The organism is Waddlia chondrophila WSU 86-1044 (assembly GCF_000092785.1).
Lineage (GTDB): Bacteria > Chlamydiota > Chlamydiia > Chlamydiales > Waddliaceae > Waddlia > Waddlia chondrophila.
In genome coordinates this window covers 670,863-687,860 of the sequence record NC_014225.1, presented here as the reverse complement: position 1 = coordinate 687,860, position 16,998 = coordinate 670,863, and the positions used below count along the sequence as shown (strand labels likewise).

Annotated in this window: 19 protein-coding genes and 1 pseudogene; 3 read left to right on the top strand and 17 right to left on the bottom strand. The window is 43.4% G+C overall.

Features of this window, described 5'->3' with window-relative positions:
- Positions 1 to 3: 3 nt before the first annotated feature.
- The 3 genes from WCW_RS03050 to WCW_RS10465 are packed head-to-tail and all read right to left on the bottom strand — an operon-like array spanning position 4 to position 1,342.
- Complete coding sequence (locus tag WCW_RS03050) at positions 4 to 369, bottom strand: dihydroneopterin aldolase (protein WP_013181726.1); 366 nt, start codon at positions 367 to 369, stop codon at positions 4 to 6.
- Entirely contained in the window at positions 347 to 1,180 is an 834-nt protein-coding gene (locus WCW_RS03045; RefSeq protein WP_013181725.1) for an HAD-IIB family hydrolase, read from the bottom strand. Before WCW_RS03045 ends, WCW_RS03050 begins: the two co-directional genes overlap by 23 nt.
- 30 nt (positions 1,181 to 1,210) lie before the next feature.
- Positions 1,211 to 1,342 carry a hypothetical protein gene (locus WCW_RS10465; protein ID WP_013181724.1) on the bottom strand — a complete coding sequence of 44 codons (132 nt, stop codon included), beginning with the start codon at positions 1,340 to 1,342 and terminating at the stop codon, positions 1,211 to 1,213.
- A gap of 73 nt (positions 1,343 to 1,415) precedes the next feature.
- Here WCW_RS10465 and WCW_RS03040 point away from each other — a divergent pair, with 73 nt between their 5' ends.
- Positions 1,416 to 2,669, top strand: coding sequence for an IS256 family transposase (locus tag WCW_RS03040; RefSeq protein ID WP_013181107.1), 1,254 nt, complete (start codon positions 1,416 to 1,418; stop codon positions 2,667 to 2,669).
- Positions 2,670 to 2,903: 234 nt separating this feature from the next.
- Here the strand turns inward: WCW_RS03040 and WCW_RS03035 are convergent, their stop codons facing one another.
- Complete coding sequence (locus tag WCW_RS03035) at positions 2,904 to 3,461, bottom strand: hypothetical protein (RefSeq protein WP_013181723.1); 558 nt, start codon at positions 3,459 to 3,461, stop codon at positions 2,904 to 2,906.
- Positions 3,454 to 3,738, bottom strand: a complete 285-nt coding sequence (locus WCW_RS10320; protein ID WP_193785809.1) for a polymorphic toxin type 37 domain-containing protein — start codon at positions 3,736 to 3,738, stop codon at positions 3,454 to 3,456. Before WCW_RS10320 ends, WCW_RS03035 begins: the two co-directional genes overlap by 8 nt.
- An 18-nt stretch (positions 3,739 to 3,756) precedes the next feature.
- On the opposite strand from WCW_RS10320, the gene WCW_RS03030 reads away from it, so the two are divergent.
- Positions 3,757 to 4,487, top strand: a protein-coding gene (locus WCW_RS03030; RefSeq protein WP_420805047.1) for an IS1 family transposase whose coding sequence is annotated in 2 segments (ribosomal slippage) — positions 3,757 to 4,228 and positions 4,228 to 4,487 — 732 coding nt in all. Because the reading frame shifts where the segments join, the coding sequence is not laid out codon by codon here.
- A gap of 2 nt (positions 4,488 to 4,489) precedes the next feature.
- Here the strand turns inward: WCW_RS03030 and WCW_RS03025 are convergent.
- The 5 genes and pseudogenes from WCW_RS03025 to WCW_RS03010 form a co-directional block, all read right to left on the bottom strand.
- Positions 4,490 to 5,623, bottom strand: coding sequence for an RHS repeat domain-containing protein (locus WCW_RS03025; RefSeq protein ID WP_013181721.1), 1,134 nt, complete (start codon positions 5,621 to 5,623; stop codon positions 4,490 to 4,492).
- Between the two features lie 48 nt (positions 5,624 to 5,671).
- Positions 5,672 to 6,172, bottom strand: a complete 501-nt coding sequence (locus tag WCW_RS03020) for a hypothetical protein (RefSeq protein WP_013181720.1) — start codon at positions 6,170 to 6,172, stop codon at positions 5,672 to 5,674.
- Positions 6,165 to 6,842, bottom strand: coding sequence for a polymorphic toxin type 37 domain-containing protein (locus tag WCW_RS10510; protein ID WP_420805049.1), 678 nt, complete (start codon positions 6,840 to 6,842; stop codon positions 6,165 to 6,167). The genes WCW_RS03020 and WCW_RS10510 overlap by 8 nt, the downstream gene beginning before the upstream one ends.
- A 33-nt stretch (positions 6,843 to 6,875) precedes the next feature.
- A pseudogene (locus tag WCW_RS10455) lies at positions 6,876 to 7,076 on the bottom strand (RHS repeat-associated core domain-containing protein); the annotation flags it as partial.
- Between the two features lie 39 nt (positions 7,077 to 7,115).
- Positions 7,116 to 7,484 carry a hypothetical protein gene (locus WCW_RS03010; RefSeq protein WP_041941491.1) on the bottom strand — a complete coding sequence of 123 codons (369 nt, stop codon included), beginning with the start codon at positions 7,482 to 7,484 and terminating at the stop codon, positions 7,116 to 7,118.
- A 278-nt stretch (positions 7,485 to 7,762) separates the two neighbouring features.
- Here WCW_RS03010 and WCW_RS03000 point away from each other — a divergent pair.
- Positions 7,763 to 8,892, top strand: a protein-coding gene (locus WCW_RS03000; RefSeq protein WP_143876344.1) for an IS3 family transposase whose coding sequence is annotated in 2 segments (ribosomal slippage) — positions 7,763 to 8,021 and positions 8,021 to 8,892 — 1,131 coding nt in all. Because the reading frame shifts where the segments join, the coding sequence is not laid out codon by codon here.
- Positions 8,893 to 8,923: 31 nt separating this feature from the next.
- Here WCW_RS03000 and WCW_RS09920 read toward each other — a convergent pair.
- The 7 genes from WCW_RS09920 to WCW_RS02970 form a co-directional block, all read right to left on the bottom strand.
- Positions 8,924 to 9,244 (bottom strand): IS5/IS1182 family transposase, encoded by a 321-nt coding sequence (locus WCW_RS09920; RefSeq protein ID WP_063124745.1) that lies wholly within the window; start codon positions 9,242 to 9,244, stop codon positions 8,924 to 8,926.
- Between the two features lie 171 nt (positions 9,245 to 9,415).
- Positions 9,416 to 10,177, bottom strand: a complete 762-nt coding sequence (locus tag WCW_RS02990; RefSeq protein WP_013181286.1) for an IS3 family transposase — start codon at positions 10,175 to 10,177, stop codon at positions 9,416 to 9,418.
- Positions 10,174 to 10,452, bottom strand: a complete 279-nt coding sequence (locus WCW_RS02985; RefSeq protein ID WP_013181285.1) for a transposase — start codon at positions 10,450 to 10,452, stop codon at positions 10,174 to 10,176. Before WCW_RS02985 ends, WCW_RS02990 begins: the two co-directional genes overlap by 4 nt.
- Positions 10,453 to 10,500: 48 nt before the next feature.
- A complete protein-coding gene (locus WCW_RS10505; RefSeq protein WP_227738832.1) occupies positions 10,501 to 10,599 on the bottom strand; it encodes a hypothetical protein in 99 nt (32 codons plus the stop codon).
- Positions 10,596 to 11,000, bottom strand: a complete 405-nt coding sequence (locus tag WCW_RS02980) for an IS5 family transposase (RefSeq protein WP_013181716.1) — start codon at positions 10,998 to 11,000, stop codon at positions 10,596 to 10,598. Before WCW_RS02980 ends, WCW_RS10505 begins: the two co-directional genes overlap by 4 nt.
- Positions 11,001 to 11,313: 313 nt before the next feature.
- Positions 11,314 to 11,805, bottom strand: a complete 492-nt coding sequence (locus WCW_RS09670; RefSeq protein WP_049767110.1) for a barstar family protein — start codon at positions 11,803 to 11,805, stop codon at positions 11,314 to 11,316.
- A complete protein-coding gene (locus WCW_RS02970; protein WP_013181713.1) occupies positions 11,805 to 16,964 on the bottom strand; it encodes an RHS repeat-associated core domain-containing protein in 5,160 nt (1,719 codons plus the stop codon). The genes WCW_RS09670 and WCW_RS02970 overlap by 1 nt, the downstream gene beginning before the upstream one ends.
- Positions 16,965 to 16,998 lie beyond the last annotated feature (34 nt).

The window sequence follows — 16,998 nt, the reverse complement described above, 5'->3', positions numbered from 1 at the left end:
TCCCTAACCCGGATATTTTTTCTTCTTTGAGAGCTCCACGAAAGAGCAATCGGCGTCAGGAAGCCCTGACGCCTTTTTTACCTGAATCCACGCATAATCGATGGGAAACTCCTCCAACAATTTATCTAATGTACGACTGGCGTATGTTTCCAGCATGTGATATCTCCCCTCCTCAGCTTCCCGACGGCAAGCAGCAGCGAGAGAAACATAGTCTACAGTGTCTGCGAGATCGTCGGATAATGAACAAGCGTAAAAATCGCAGGCGACTTTGACTGAAACTTCAATTTCTTGCACCTTTTCTCTTTCTTCAGGGAGATCGCCAATGATGCAATTGATGCGTAAATGATTAAATCCAATAGTTCCTTGCATTTTCCAGTGCCTCAATAATTCCAAGTTCTTGTGCGGGCTTAGCAACAATGTCTGCCATCTGCTTCAGCTCGCTTGGCGCAGAATCCATCACAATTTTAACATCTGCTTTTTTCAGCATGGGCAGATCATTGTGATCGTCTCCAGCGGCAATAATTAAATATTTTTCCCCATTCAAAATAGACCCTAATGCCGTTCCTTTATCAATGTTGGGATGTGTCGCTTGTGCAATATAGACGGATTGGTCAACGGGATCTTTAATCACAGGAACATGCAGCGACAGCTGCTTCTCTATCTTTCCTTTTATTCGCTGGGCAGATTCCTTGCTGCCGAAACATTTGATAGCGGTTAAGCTATTCAATTGCAATGAATCAAAATGATCGACTGCCACCCAATTTTCTTTGCACAGTTCTGCACGCTTGCGTACATAGCTGCGCAATCTTGGAGAAAACTGCTTCGGGCGAAAATAGCAAATATCTTCATTTTCAATTCCTGTATACAACGCGAAGTCAGTTTCCTCGCCAGAAACAATTTCATCAAGCGTCTCGACAACTTTCGGATCGATATACTGTTTAAAAATAATCTTCTTTTCCGGCATGCGCAAGATAATCGCTCCATTGTGAATAGCAAGGAGATAGGGAAACGTCCAGCTCTTCAAAAGGGGATAAGCAAGAGAAAAACAACGGCCAGTGACAAGGGCGATCATGACCTCCTTGCCAGCAAGCAGTCCTAGATAGGATTCAATCTCTTGAGGTATGGAGTGCAAGTCTGAGGTCAATGTGCCGTCAATGTCAAGTGCGATTAGTGTATTCATTTTATCTCCTACTTTTAGAACACCAAAATGTCAGATTATAGCTGCCGTTTCTTCCATCTCAGACGCAGCCTTCACCTCCTTCTCTGCAAAGTTAAGCCAACGCGCCGCCCGGTTCACTCCCTTCCCTGCAGCGCCAAGCAACTTCGCCTGAGATATGATCAAAAGTTGTGTTTGAGATAAAAAGAGCGTACCCTATGAAATTTTAGAATCAAAAAAAATTATAGGAGATACGCTCATGAAGAATGATGTCATTTCTTTGGATAAATTTCACGCAACAAGTGAAATGAACAGCTTGCTGGAACAAACTTTGAGGGAAGGAGCTCGCCTGTTGCTTCAACAGGCTATTGAAAATGAAGTCAATGAATACCTGGAATCGATGAAAAGCAGGAGGGATTTCGAGGGAAGAAAACAATTTGTCCGCAACGGCTACCTCCCTGAAAGAGAAGTACAAACAGGAATCGGACCGATATCAGTGAAGCAACCTAGAATTCGAAACAGAGAAGAGAGCTCTGAAGGGTACTCAAGCGCAATTCTTCCGAAATATCTAAGGAGGGTGCCATCTCTTGATGCGGTGATTCCAGCTCTTTACCTCAGGGGGATTTCTACAAGCAATTTCCAGGATGCACTTGAAGCGATCATGGGCAAGGATGCGAAAGGATTATCCGCAGCTAACATCACTCGTTTAAAACAATCTTGGGAGCAGGAATACAAAGACTGGAACAAGCGCTCTCTTGAAGGAAAGCGCTACGCTTACATCTGGGTAGATGGGATCTATTTCAATGTTCGTCTTGGAGATGACCGAATTTGCTTTCTCGTGATTCTTGGTGCTCTTCCTAATGGTAAAAAGGAACTTGTGGCGATCCACAATGGTTATAGAGAGAGCAAAATTTCCTGGACAGAGGTATTGGAGAGTTTGAAGCGGCGCGGGCTGTGTACAGCTCCTGAGCTTGCGATAGGAGATGGTGCGCTTGGATTTTGGTCGGCAATAGAGGAAGTTTTTCCGAAGACAAAGCAGCAGCGGTGTTGGGTGCATAAAACGGCCAATGTGCTGGATAAAATGCCCAAAAGTATTCAAGTGAATGCGAAAAAGGCCATTCATGAAATTTATATGGCCCCTACCAAAGAAGATGGACTGGCGGCGTTTGAGGTGTTTTTAAAAACATACCGAGACAAATACCCCAAAGCCTGTGCTTGTCTTGAGAAGGATAAGGCGCAACTGTTTACCTTCTACAATTTTCCGGCGATCCATTGGCAGCACGTCAGGACAACTAACCCGATTGAATCGACTTTTGCAACAATAAGACACCGGACAAGGCAAACCAAAGGCTGCGGTTCAGTGGCTGCCACTTTGACAATGGTATTCAAGCTGGCTACTACAGCCGAGAAAAAATGGAGAAAACTCAAAGGTTGTGAAATGATTGAAAAAGTAATCAACGGAGTGGTCTTTAAAGATGGAGAAGAGGTTCTGGAAAAAGAAAAAGTAGCTTAAAAGAATTTTTAAATTAGGGTGCGTTTAAGGATTCCAAACACAACATTTGAAAATATCTCTGGGGTAGCACCATCTTCTTCCCAAGGAGGATCGTCTAGAATAAGACCTCAAACACTAATTTTTTTTTAAATTTATCATTCGCCATAAAAGTACTCAAGATTAGTTGAATGTCTATGTTTTGGTGGGGTCCGCTGTTTAGCGGCTACCATGATTGATCTTTACCATGGAATTCCTCTAATTGTTATCCAACACATATTTCTGAAATTTACACATACCTTTCATGTATGTATGTGTTTGAATTTTGTATAGCCAAAACGATAAATGTTCTACTAATACGTGAAATATTTCATTGGTCTCGATATCCACTAATCCAGCCACCTCAAAAGGAGGACCGAAGGCAAGTGCTTTAGACTTAAGAGACCATGTATTGAAGGTAAATAATCTCAAGATTTTGTCTTCAGATATAACAGTACTTGAAACAATATCTTTTAGTTCCAGATGATCAGATTTTCCCACAACCATAAAATCAGGTAACTTACCAGGATTCAAGATATTTTCTCCTAAGTGCGTAGTGGAAAATTGTGCTAGAGTAAAACGATTTTCTAATAATTCTCTTTCAACTAGTAATTCCCAATTAATTTGCATCCAATCGTCAATAAAATCACTATCATCGTCCCAATTATGCTCATCCATTATCTTATAGATCACATGATCCCATGAAATATTTAGAAATTCTCTGAAAAGCATGATATGGTTTGTGATATCTGCTGGCAAATTGTCAAAATCAATCATCTAAATATGAAAACCTCTTTTTAGGTAAATTACCTTCATAGCCTTTAGGCCTTGACACGTCTACGTGATTTGGCTCACGATAACGCCCTGAATATTTTGGGTCGATATGGTACTGACGCTTATTTTTGGGATTAATATAACTCCCTTTTCCTCTCATTAATAAATCAGAATTTTCGGGTTTAAGTTTATACCCTTTATCAGGTAGTCCTAAACATGTAATGCTCAAATCAAAATTCGTTTGACACTGATGGAAATTTAAAGTTTCATATTCAGCCATAACAGCTGGAGAAATGAAATGAACCCATCGTGCCCTAAATGCGAGTCAACTGCGGTAAAAAAGAATGGACATATCCACAATGGAAAACAAAATCATCGTTGTCTTGTTTGCGGCCGCCAATTTGTTCTAGACCCCCAACAAAAAATTATTACAGATCAAACTAAAAGTGAGGTCCGTCAAGCACTTCTGGAAAGAGTTTCTTTAGAAGGCATCTGTAGAATTTTCAGTGTGAGTATGCCCTGGTTATTGAGCTTTATACAACAGATAATTTATGAGTTGCCCGACGATTTAAACGCTACTGTGGTCAAGGATTATAAGGATTTTGAAGTGGCAATTATAGAGCTTGATGAACAGTGGAGTTATGTCGGAAATAAGAAAAATCAGCAATGGCTTTGGTTGGCGTTCCATTCGGCTAGCAGGCAGGTTTTGGCAATGCATGTAGGAAAAAGGGATAAGAGAGCTGCCGAAGCATTATTAGCAAAACTTCCTGAGGATTTAAAAAAAAAGCCTTCTTTTACTCTGATAGGTTCTCTGTGTACTACGAAGTCCTTCCTTGGAAGCAACACCAGGCAGTCGGAAAAAATTCAGGAAAAACGAGTTACATTGAAAGATTTAACAACACCTTGAGGCAAAGATGTTCGAGGCTGGTTAGGAAAACCCTGTCATTTTCAAAAAAATTAGCCAACCATATTGGTATGATTCAGTATTTCATTTGTGATTACAACAAAAGGATGGCATTACTTGTTTAGGACTACCCTTTATCAACAAACATCTGATGAAGCTCTTCTGCAGTTTTGTTTTTAAAAGGGCTTCCAGAAGTCCACATATGCCCTTCAGGCATTGACTTAGGAGAACCTCCTACACCCGGTACATAGCTCCCTTTTCCTACATCCGGCAAATTTCTTTCAATCTTTGGCGCAATATCCCTGGAGATTTTAGCTGCCGTTCCCTCCATCTTGCACGCAGCCTTCACCTCCTTCTCTGCAAAGTTAAGCCAACGCGCCGCCCGGTTCAGGCCCTTTCCTGCAGCGCCAAGCAACTTCGCCTCCGTTCCGCCATAGACAAGACCTGCCATCATGGAGACGCCTGTCCCCATTCCATATCCTAGACTTGACTGCCAGTTATCACACACGTAATCTCCCAGCATCCAGCTGCTCGCTCCCCAGCTGGTATCATCCAATATGCCTCGGGAAAAGCTTCCAAAAAACGTCCCTTGCGTCCCGGGCCTGTTCATCTGCTGATGCTCGATTGCCGACAGACCGTCCGGATCCACATATTTCAAAGGGTTGTTGTGCACATAGGCATAGAGGTTCGGGCCGTCTGCAAACCAGGCGGGGTCTGCTGTCGTCCACCTTCCCCAAGAAGGTGCGTAATAACGCCTTCCAAAATAAACCCAGCCCGTCTCTTCATCTACCCGCTTGGAAGAAAAACGCCAAGGAGAAACTGATTCCTGAAACAACTCCTCTCCAAATGCTGAGTAACGATAGACCTCTGCCTTTCCGGCTGGACTGAGCAAAAGGGCAACATTCCCCCTTAAATCATGCTGGGGAACGTACTTGATGCCATCGATTTCAAACAGCACTGCCGAGCCGATCTCTTCAACGGGGTTGCCTAAGATCCTCAACTGACGAATCTCTCCCTGCACAAGCAAACCAATCTCCTTATCGCCGCTATAGAGATAGTGTTGCTGCAAAGATCCCTCTTGGTTCAATACCGTTCGACTCAGCCGGCGATGAAAGGGATCGTAGGTATAGAGGCAGGTGCACTCTTGCGTGTGCACTTCAATCAGACGATCGAGAGCGTCATAGACACAATTGTGCTCTGTTTCAAAAGATTCTAAGTTGCCATTTTGATCGTAGGCAAACTGCCGGCCGTCGAGATCCACCAAAGGATAATGAACGTACTATCCTTTAACATACACTTTCGAAGCCGCTCAACTGATGAATTTTTCTAACCAAAAGGATAACTCTTCGAACAGAACATGATACAGTTCATTTGTTTCGATATCAATTAAACCAGCTACTTCAAAAGGAGGCCCAAAAGCAAAACCTTTAGATTCATAAGTATGTGTTTTAAATGTAAACAGCCTTAAAGTTTGATTTTTTGATATTTCCTTACCTGATCTAATATCTATTAAATCCCTTGAAGATTTTCCAACAACCATAAAATCTGGTTTTACATTAGGGTGCAAAATATTGTCGGAAAGATGGGTAGAAGAAAATTGGGATAAATTGAAAGATTTCCCAAGAAGCTCTCTCTCAACCAATAACTCCCAATTTATCTGCATCCAATTATATATGAAATTACCATCATCATCCCAGTCATGCTCATCCATTATCTTATAAATCACATGATCCCATGAAATATTTAGAAATTCCCTGAAAAGCAGGATGTGGTTTGTAATATCTGCAGGTAAATTGTCAAAATCAATCATCTAAATATGAAAACCTCTTTTTGGGTAAACTTCCATTATATTTTTCTGGTCTTGAAACATCCACATGATTTGGCTCTCTATATCTCCCGGAATTTTTTGGATCGATGTGAAATTGGCGGCCGTTCTTAGGATTAATGTAATTTCCCTTTCCTCTTATTAGCAGTTCAGGACTCCTTGCTCCATAGTCATACCCTTTATCAACAAACATCTGATGAAGCTCTTCTGCAGTTTTGTTTTTAAAAGGGCTTCCAGAAGTCCACATATGCCCTTCAGGCATTGACTTAGGAGAACCTCCTACACCCGGTACATAGCTCCCTTTTCCTACATCCGGCAAATTTCTTTCAATCTTTGGCGCAATATCCCTGGAGATTTTAGCTGCCGTTCCCTCCATCTTGCACGCAGCCTTCACCTCCTTCTCTGCAAAGTTAAGCCAACGCGCCGCCCGGTTCAGGCCCTTTCCTGCAGCGCCAAGCAACTTCGCCTCCGTTCCGCCATAGACAAGACCTGCCATCATGGAGACGCCTGTCCCCATTCCATATCCTAGACTTGACTGCCAGTTATCACACACGTAATCTCCCAGCATCCAGCTGCTCGCTCCCCAGCTGGTATCATCCAATATGCCTCGGGAAAAGCTTCCAAAAAACGTCCCTTGCGTCCCGAGCCTGTTCATCTGCTGATGCTCGATTGCCGACAGACCGTCCGGATCCACATATTTCAAAGGGTTGTTGTGCACATAGGCATAGAGGTTCGGGCCGTCTGCAAACCAGGCAGGGTCCGCTGTCGTCCACCTTCCCCAAGAAGATGCGTAATAACGCCTCCCAAAATAAACCCAGCCTGTCTCTTCATCTACCCGCTTGGAAGAAAAACGCCACGGAGAAACCGATTCTTGAAACAACTCTTCTCCAAATGCTGAATAGCGACACCTCCATTCCTGTAAATCCCATTACCTTATTCTATGAATCTCAATACCTTTGCAAATAATTTCTATTGAGGGATTATCATCAAGGTCTAGAATTTGATATACCTTATAAGGATGGTTATTTGGAATAATCCCTTTGTCATAATTTGTTTCTAATGCCCTTTTTAGCATGTCCGAATCTGATGTCTTCTGACAAAATAGAGATGTTTCACCACACCCTCTATCCACAAATAATATTGGACTATCGCAACAAATTTCTACGACGCTTGCATCCCAAATCTGCAATTTAATTACAAGTTTGTTTTCTGTTTTATGATAAAAATAAGAAATTAATTCAGAATCACTCAAGCCAACTCCTACATCAATTTCAATAAGATCTTTATTAATAGACATTACATTATCCCTCCTGGAAATTTTTCACCTGGAAGGAATCCCGTTCCAGAACCAGAGGAATAGCCTTCTGGTTTTAATTTAATAACATTATTTCGATTATTCCAACTCAGCATAGGATCACGGCGAATATCAACATGGTAATGCTGTCCATGATGTCTAGCATTATATGTTTCACCTTGCCTTAGAGGGTGTAGGCGAATTGACCTGCTCCCCTGAAATCGGTCCATATAAAATTAGAGGTTTGTGTAAACTATTAACCACAAAAAGGAACACAAGCCATGAAAAAAAGATTTTCGGAAGAACAAATAATAAATGTTCTCAATGAAGTAAAAGCAGGTCTTAAAGTCGAAGAAGCCTGTCGCAAATACGGAATTTCAAATGCTACTTACTACAACTGGAAAGCTAAATTTGACGGTATGGTTGCTTCAGATGCAAAAAAGCTTCGCTCTCTTGAAGCAGAAAACAACAAGCTAAAGCGATTGGTTGCTGAGCAAGCTCTCGACATCGTAGCTTTGAAGGATGTTGTTTCGCGAAAGTGGTAACCCCGCGAGCCAAGAAGGCATGCGTGCAAATTCTTGTAAAACAACACAAGAGAAGTGAGCGGCGCGCATGTCAGCTTGTTGGGGTTCATCGATCGGTTGTACGATACAGCTCAAGAAAACAAGATGAAACCGCTCTTATAACCAAGATAAAACAAATCGCTTACGAGAAACGGCGGTTTGGATATCGTCGCATACATATGATACTCAAACGCGAAGGCGTGAAAGTCAATCATAAAAAGGTGTACCGTATTTACCGTGCCTGTGGATTAAAGGTCCTGAAGAGAGGGGGAAGAAAACGCGCTATTGGCTCAAGAAGAGCTCAAGATAAACCTTTCGCTCGCAATCAACAGTGGGCTCTTGATTTTGTCCATGATGCTCTAGCTAATGGCAGGAGAATCAGGCTCCTGACTGTGATTGATACCTACACCAGAGAATGCCTTCGGATATTTGTGGACACATCTATAAATGGGAGGAAGGTAACAGAGATATTAAGCGAAATTATGGTTGCAAATGGAAAGCCAAAGGTAGTCCTTAGTGATAACGGAACAGAGTTTACCTCGAATACCGTGCTAAAATGGTCGTCTGATCAGGGAATAGATTGGCAATACATAGAGCCAGGGAAACCATATCAAAATGGTAACATAGAGAGTTTTAACGGCAAGCTTCGAGATGAATGTTTGAATGAAAATTGGTTTTTAAATTTATCAGATGCAAGGAGAATTGTCGGAAAGTGGGCTAATGAATACAATTTATATCGTCCACATAGTGCACTTGGAGGACTGACGCCTCACGAGCTGGCTAGCCAGCTCAGTGAGTGTTTGAACTCTAGTGAAAAAATGCTACAGTTAACAGGAACCTCTAGTTGAAACTGGACCTAATTATGGGGCAAGGTCAGAATTAACTCAATTTAGCAATCCTCTTCAGCATTAAACGACTCATACTTAAGTAAATCATAGATTCACTCGTGGATGGGTAGTATTCATAATCTTTGCTGAGCCTTCGAAACCGTCCAAGCCATGCAAAAGTTCTTTCCACGATCCACCTTTTCGGTTCAACATGGAACCCTTTGCCTTTTGATCTGATTCCACCAATTACCTCTTGTCGAACTCCTAAACTAAAAAGATCGTCTTGCATCTCTTCCCCGTTGTACCCCATATCTGTCCACAATAACTTTAGCTTGAGAAAAGCACTTTGAAATCTATCGAGCAGGACTCTCAACCTGTAGTGCTACCCGTTAATCAAGCAAAAACTAAGAGAGTTTTCGCCCCCCTGATACAGGAATTTTCGAAGCTCTCAGATTGCAGTAAATGCTGCCTTTCAGCTCGCTAACGCTCGGCATTGACCGCAATCTGATTTCTCCTTCAATGCTTCCTATCAGGGGCGCTCGCATTAAGCAGCCTCACATTTATAATAATGTTTTTCCATTTCATTTGGAGATCGGTATTTCAAAGTAGAGTGCAGGTAATCGGAATTGTATTTCAGAACCCAACTTTGCAATTCTTTTGAGAGTTCTTCTGAAGACCTCCATTCTTTTAGCCATAAAAGCTCCTCTTTCATGGTGCGCATGAATCGCTCGGTCTCTGCATTTCCCTTTGGATTGTTGTAGCTTGTGTAAATTTGCTCTACATCTACTTTTGAGCAGTAACGCATATAAGCCTCTGAAGTGGGCTGACATCCGTTATCTGAGACAAGTTTTAGTCCTTTGCCACGGGCCCCTTCTGGAAATTGCGTGTTAAGCGCCCGGTCTAATGCTTCTAGCCAGTCTATTGACTTAGAGCGCCTTCCAGACTTCAACCCCACAATTTTTTTCGTGTACCAGTCAAGTACAACTGTTATGTAAGTCCAGCCATCGCCTTCGACAAAAACTTTTGTCATGTCTGTTCCCCATATCTGATTAGGTTTTTCCGCCTTGGGCTTCGGTCGATGATGTCTATCAGCAGTTTTAGGCCTCATTTTTTTGGCGCAAAGAAGATTTCGCTCTTTCATAATTCGATAAATGCGTTTCAAATTGCACGGTATTCCATCTCTATAACGCAAACTTGCCCATACTCGCCTGTAACCCCAAAAGGGGTGCTCCATTTTTATCTGAGCAATTCTTTCGGCGAGGACATCATCGATTTTTCTTCTTATCTCAGGACGTTTTCTCTTCACAGATACCACTCCTCGTCGTTTTTTTTTAACTCGAGAGTAAGATCTGCAACCACTTGTTTCAAACGATTGTTTTGCTTCTGAAGACGTGCTTCCTTTTGGTCTGATTTTCCTTTTTCAAACGCTCGGCTCGCATTGTTTAGAAAACAGTCCTTCCATTGGTAGAACTGAGCCTGACTTATTTCGTATTCAGTGCAAATTTCGGCAAGGGGACGACCCCTTAATCCTTCCAATATAATTTTTGTTTTTAATTCAGGAGTCCATTTTCTTCGTTTCATGAGTAAAACCCTATAGTTTAGATAGTTATTTTACTCTCTTAGCTCCTTTTATGTCTTAACGGGGAGCAGTATAAACCCATTTCGATCTCCTGAGCAAGCGCTCCCAACTGCTACAGCTATGATGAAACCCAAGGTATCAACTACTATATGCCTTTTTCGACCCTTGATTTTTTTACCTCCGTCATAGCCCTTAAGCCCCCTTTTTCTGTTGTTTTTACAGACTGGCTATCTGCTATACCCGCGCTTGCATCCTCGGCTTTACCAAGAAGAATTCGCAATCTTCTACGTAAATAATCGTGAACCATGTGAAAAACTCCCTTTCTTTTCCAACGAGAATATTGGCCCTGTACAGCTGTCCATGGAGGAAAATCATGAGGGAGATGTCTCCATTGGCATCCTGTTCTCAAAAGGTAAAAGATAGCATTAAACATTTCCCGTCGAGAGTGCTTTGGCTTCCTGCCGGCATTACGGTAAGTTGAGCTGGTTAAAAGTGGCTTGATTTGCTCCCACTCTTTGTCTGTTAGGTCATCCGGATAAGGTTTGCGCATTTTAGCCCCCACATATTCAAAAAATGCGCTAATTTATACCTAAAAGTTTAATTCACATACAACCTCTTAGCAAATGTTGCTCCGGTCGTATGCGAATGTTATCAGATGCATAAATATGTCCTTTTGCATCACGAGGAAGATCTGAAAGCAAATTTTTTGGATTTTCAGGGAAAACATTTCTAGCCTTTCCTCCATTCGAAACAACATCCTTCATAGACCGTTCAATTTTTGGCGCAATATCCCTGTCGATTTTAGCTGCTGTTCCCTCTACTTTTGATGCAGCTTCACCTCCTTCCCCGACTAATTATTGTTTTCATAAATTATCGATCTCAAAACCAAGGTTTTTAAGCCTTGACTGAAAACTAGGAACTTTACCCTTATCTAACTCTAGAAGCACATGAAAAGGCACTTCCTCTCGATCCCAGTCTTCGCCTTGCACGATAGGAGTTGCCCATTCCTCTCCAGCGCTGTCCAGTATCGATAAAAAGCTTTCCAAAATATCATTAGGCTCTTTACTAAGTAGGCGATCAGAATTTTTAATTACTAATAGATAGCCATCAGCAGGAAGCCATTCTAAATCAGTTATGCACTCATCAAGAGCATTAAAGTTATATCCAAAATAATCAGGAAATTTAAATGCAGCAGCAAATTCCCGATATAGATCATCCAAATTAGACATAGAAACAGCATTTAACTCCAAAAGAAGAATACCTTCAGGAATATCTTGCTGAGTAATTGTCTTTTGTGTAGTAAACAACCAAGGTTTCTCGGGCCTAGAAATAAATCCAGAAATGGTCATTGCCATCACTCCATAGGTGTAAATGTTTTATAGTGATCGTTCGTGTAATAAGACTTTCCATCATTTCCGCGAACAAGACGTTCAGCTCCTCGATTCACACCTTTCTGATACGGAGCGACGTCATATTCTTTATATGTGATTCGATTTCCAAATACATCTTTTTGAGGAAGTTGTTGCCCACCACCCCGGCCATCATTCTTGAATATTCTCCCTCCCTTATATCCAGAGGGAATATTTCCAGTTTTGTTAATATGATCCAGTGTATCCCTAACCTTTGAAGGTATTCCATTCGAAACAACATCCTTCACAGACCGTTCAATCTTTGGCGCAATGTCTCTGGAGATTTTAGCTGCCGTTCCCTCCATCTTGCACGCAGCCTTCACCTCCTTCTCTGCAAAGTTAAGCCAACGCGCCGCCCGGTTCAGGCCCTTTCCTGCAGCGCCAAGCAACTTCGCCTCCGTTCCGCCATAGACAAGACCTGCCATCATGGAGACTCCGGTCCCCATTCCATATCCTAGACTTGACTGCCAGTTATCACACACGTAATCTCCCAGCATCCAGCTGCTCGCTCCCCAGCTGGTATCATCCAATATGCCTCGGGAAAAGCTTCCAAAAAACGTCCCTTGCGTCCCGGGCCTGTTCATCTGCTGATGCTCGATTGCCGACAGACCGTCCGGATCCACATATTTCAAAGGGTTGTTGTGCACATAGGCATAGAGGTTCGGGCCGTCTGCAAACCAGGCGGGGTCCGCTGTCGTCCACCTTCCCCAAGAAGGTGCGTAATAACGCCTTCCAAAATAAACCCAGCCCGTCTCTTCATCTACCCGCTTGGAAGAAAAACGCCAAGGAGAAACCGGTTCCTGAAACAACTCCTCTCCAAATGCTGAGTAACGATAGACCTCTGCCTTTCCGGCTGGACTGAGCAAAAGGGCAACATTCCCCCTTAAATCATGCTGGGGAACGTACTTGATGCCATCGATTTCAAACAGGACTGCCGAGCCGATCTCTTCAGCGGGGTTGCCTAAGATCCTCAACTGACGAATCCTCCCCTGCTCAAGCAAACCAATCTCTTTATCGCCGCTATAGAGATAGTGTTGCTGCAAAGATCCCTCTTGGTTCAGTACCGTTCGACTCAGCCGGCGATGAAAGGGATCGTAGGTATAGAGGCAGGTGCACTCTTGCGTGTGCACTTCAATCAGGCGATCGAGAGCGTCGTAGACACAATTGTGCTCTGTTTCAAAAGATTCTAAGTTGCCATTTTGATCGTAGGAAAACTGCCGGCCGTCGAGATCGATAAGCTGGTTTAAATCGTTTACCTGATAGTGCGATTGATCTTTTAGCCGCCTGTTTGCAAGGGAGTCTGAATGATAGGTGTGCTCCGCAAATCCAGACTCTGATACGAGTTGATCTAAATGATCGTAGCGATACTGGCAGTTGACCTCCCCTAACGGGTCGATCTGCTTTAACGCGGTCAAATTCCCAACGGCATCATAGGTGCACTCCTGAACCAGTTTCTCTGACTCCAATGCAAGGGGAGCTCCGTTTAAGTTATAATGATACGCTGTCTTGCCTGCCGTGCGTGAATGGGTCTCTTTTACCCGCCCTGACAAATCATAAGCATACTGGTGAATACAATGATCCCGCGCAACAGACAACAGATGCTCTGCATTGTAGGTGTAGTTGATTGTGGAGCCGTCGGGAAGCGTCTGCTTGATTAAACGCCCTAAGGGGTCATAAGCATAGTCGATAGTGTAATCGCCGAAGCTTTCTGAAAGGATGTTTCCATGGGCATCAAAGACTCTTTCAAGTGTTGTTTGATGGATCTGATCTGTGGTTTGAACGATCTGATCGTTCAGGTCGTAGCAATAATGGTCATGCACGGTTCCATCGGATGAGAACAGTTCTTTTAATCGATCTAGAGGGTCATAAACGTGGATGATCGCTTTGCCGTCCGGTTTGTAGATGCAGGCAACTTTCCCTGTCGGTGTATAGTCGGTCCGAGTGATCTTCCCTTCAGGTTCGATGATGGCTGTCTGCCTGTTTAAGGCATCGTATTCAAATGCTGTGAAAAGCGTTCTTTCATGTGTCTGATCGACATAGACACGATCTTCTCTTTCTAAGAGATTGCCGGCGGGGTCGTAAACGAAGATGGCTGTATGAAGGGGGTTTCCTAAAGGATCCAACTTCTCTTCTTTGATGAGGTTGTTCTGGCTGTCAAATAGCGAGCGGGTCTGCCGGCCGAGGGGATCGGTTTTGGTGGTGGCGGGCTGCTTGCCATAGGTATAGGTAAAATGGGTTTCGTTTCCATTGGGGTCGATGGTTTTTGTCACTTGACCTAAGGCGTTATACTCCTTGGAGGCTGTCTCCAAGCCGTTGTCTGTCAAACGGGTGCGCTTAACGAGGTTGCCGTCGAAGTCGTAGGAAAAGAGGGTTTTTGAAAAAAGGGTGCCTTCTTGATCTTCGATCCGCTCTTCAATGACTTGATCTAAGGGATCGAAGATTTTAATGGAGACGCGGTATTGCCCTTCGGCAAATTTTTCCCATGTTTGATTCTGCCTGCCGAGGGAATCGTAGCCGTAGAGGGTTTCACGCTCTCCGCATGTTTTTGAAGCGAGCCTTCCGGCTCCATCATAGCTGTATTCGGTGACTGTTCCTTCGGGATCGATCTCTTTTATGAGATGGTAGGCGTTATAGATCCAGTATTTCGATAACAGAAGCTCTTCTTTATCAGAGTAAACCTCTTCTGAGGTTTTCCGCTTTTTGTAGTCGTGGGTGTAGACGGTGCGCGTGCCGTTTTGGTCGATGTGCTGTTCTAATACGCCGTCTGTTTGATAGATGTATCTCTCTTCTGTTCCATCGGGATATTTGATATGGTAGGGAAGGCCGTATGCGGTATATTTTTTCTGCGTCAGGTGTCCATTGCCGTCGATGACTTGTGTCTGATTATCGTCGATATCGTAGCGATACTCTTCAACGGCGCCCTCCGGAAGTGTTTTTTTGATCAACCGGTCAAATTCATCGTAAGCGTAATGAGTGGTATTGCCATAGATATCGGTTGAGGAGGTGCAGTTGTGCTTGTAGTCGTAGGTATACGACTCGGTTAGGAAAACGGGCCGACGGATTGTTCTTTTGATTAAACGGTTAGAGAAATCGTATGTGCATTCCTCTTCTTGTGTCGGGGTGATTTTCTTGCGGCAGTTGTCATGGGCATCATAGGTATAGGTTGAAACTCTTCCTAATGGATCTTTTTCCCAGGTGACTTTGCGGTGCTCGTTGTATTTCCATTCGCGAGTGGAGGCATGATTGCCTTCTGAGTCGTAAATATCTTGCTTAATCAGGCTGCCGCACCGATCGTAGGTGTTGATTGTTTTTTTCAGGAAGATTTCTTCTTGCGTCTCAAGGTTCAGGTAAAACTCTTCGACGATTCTCGGAAGGCCTACAGGTGATGTTGTTGTCGGCTGTGTACGTGTGATTAATCTTTGCGATACTCCTGTTAAGTCGGAAACATGGGGTGTGCTGCCGTTATCTTTGATCTCTTCAATGACTGCGCCTGCGGCATCATATGTGTAAAAAGTTCTCTCTTTTATGCCATCGCTATCCGATATGATCTTGGAAGCTATTTGAGAAGAGTCTCCTACATAGGTGGTGTGGACGGTTTGCCTGCCGTCATTTTTTTCGGTGACGAGATTGCGGTCATTGTACTTGTAATGGATGTGATGACTCTCGTACTTTATTTTTTTTCTCCGCCCAGAGACGTACCTAGGTGGATATACGGATTGATATAAAGGGAGATATTCAGGCAGTTTTTCGCATAATCCGGTTAAGTTGCCTACAATGGTGCATTGGGAAATATTTCGCTGGTCGTCGTAGTGTTGGAAATAACCTTTTGAGATCTTCTCCGATTCATCATGTTTGCAGCTAAATGCGAAATAGTGGCTATCCCAAAAAAATCTTTCTGTTCGGTAAATCTCTTCTGTTCGGGTGTAATCCTCAATACAGGTCAGACGCTGCTTGTTGTTAAAGGTGTACACTTTCTTATAGTCATAAGCATCCCTTACTTCACAAAAGCCGCTAATTGGGCCTTTTGCCCGATTTTTATCTTGTAAATAATAGTAAAATCGATGTGTGGCAATGGGGGCTGCACTTGTTCCAACGGGTGCCCGAAGCTCGGCGACTCGTCCGATACGCCGGTCGTCTTCATATCTGATATTGACTTTTCTGCCGCCAATGGTTGGTTTTCCCTTCTCATAATATTGAATTTCTGTGAAATGGGTATCGACTTGAAGCATCCGCTTGACGATGCGGCCATCTTTCCAGTCGTAAGCTGTGTGCGCTGCAACAGGTCTTGAAACATAAGCAATCTTTTCGTTCTTATACAACATTGTGGCCCATTGGCCGTCATGCAAGTTTAAGTCGAGCTGCTTCAGTTCTTTGTTGTTGTAATGCCTGATGAATTTAAGGGAGCCTAGCATGAGGTCCCGGCTGTCGTAAAATTTGACACAGTCAATCACAACGTTGCCGGGCCCTTGATAACTATAGCTTTGATATGTTTGGTTGTCGCTTATCTTTTGATTCATCCGCATCCAGTTGCGAAAAGGAGAGTCTGAAAACGCGGTAAACTGCCACTCCTCCCCATTTTCATGAGCAATCTTGATTGCAGGATAAGGATCGCATTTCAAATAAACCTTTCGCTTCATGACGTTATAGCGCGCGCTATCTGATCCCTGAAGTCCGTTGATCACTCCCCATTTGAGATGGTCGCTGGCATAGCTTAAATGCTCATAGTCTGTGTTTAACTCCCCTTCATACTGCAAAACCCCTGCTCCATCATTAATATGAACGATTGCCGGGCCTTCTGATACTACACACTTATGGCGGATTGCTAAAGTGTGGTAGTTATCGTTCCACGCCCCCCAAGCTCCGCCAAGTATTCCGCCTCCAAGGTTTCCGCTATTGTAAAAACGTTTGTAAATAATCGGTACGGGGCCTGGAACATAAAGGTCTGTTTCAACGAGGAAGTAATTGCCTGTGACGACATTGACGCAGCCGGCAACGATGCCTGAAGGCGCTTGAAAACGGTCTGAAAGAAGCTCCACTTGATTCTCTTCATCGCTGTAAATCAAAAACGGAAGGAACAATAGAGATATCAATAATTTCTTTAGCATAAATGACTCCGCAATGATGAGAATTCAAAAAGAA

Excerpts from the sequence above, each read along its gene's own strand:
- WCW_RS02980 (WP_013181716.1), bottom strand. The coding sequence starts at position 11,000 with ATGCGCAAACCTTATCCGGATGACCTAACAGACAAAGAGTGGGAGCAA.
- WCW_RS09670 (WP_049767110.1), bottom strand. The coding sequence starts at position 11,805 with ATGGCAATGACCATTTCTGGATTTATTTCTAGGCCCGAGAAACCTTGG.
- WCW_RS03010 (WP_041941491.1), bottom strand. The coding sequence starts at position 7,484 with ATGTCTATTAATAAAGATCTTATTGAAATTGATGTAGGAGTTGGCTTG.
- WCW_RS03020 (WP_013181720.1), bottom strand. The coding sequence starts at position 6,172 with ATGATTGATTTTGACAATTTACCTGCAGATATTACAAACCACATCCTG.
- WCW_RS02970 (WP_013181713.1), bottom strand. The coding sequence starts at position 16,964 with ATGCTAAAGAAATTATTGATATCTCTATTGTTCCTTCCGTTTTTGATT.
- WCW_RS03040 (WP_013181107.1), top strand. The coding sequence starts at position 1,416 with ATGAAGAATGATGTCATTTCTTTGGATAAATTTCACGCAACAAGTGAA.
- WCW_RS03035 (WP_013181723.1), bottom strand. The coding sequence starts at position 3,461 with ATGATTGATTTTGACAATTTGCCAGCAGATATCACAAACCATATCATG.
- WCW_RS02985 (WP_013181285.1), bottom strand. The coding sequence starts at position 10,452 with ATGAAACGAAGAAAATGGACTCCTGAATTAAAAACAAAAATTATATTG.
- WCW_RS10320 (WP_193785809.1), bottom strand. The coding sequence starts at position 3,738 with ATGGCTGAATATGAAACTTTAAATTTCCATCAGTGTCAAACGAATTTT.
- WCW_RS03045 (WP_013181725.1), bottom strand. The coding sequence starts at position 1,180 with ATGAATACACTAATCGCACTTGACATTGACGGCACATTGACCTCAGAC.
- WCW_RS03050 (WP_013181726.1), bottom strand. The coding sequence starts at position 369 with ATGCAAGGAACTATTGGATTTAATCATTTACGCATCAATTGCATCATT.
- WCW_RS10510 (WP_420805049.1), bottom strand. The coding sequence starts at position 6,842 with ATGAACAGGCTCGGGACGCAAGGGACGTTTTTTGGAAGCTTTTCCCGA.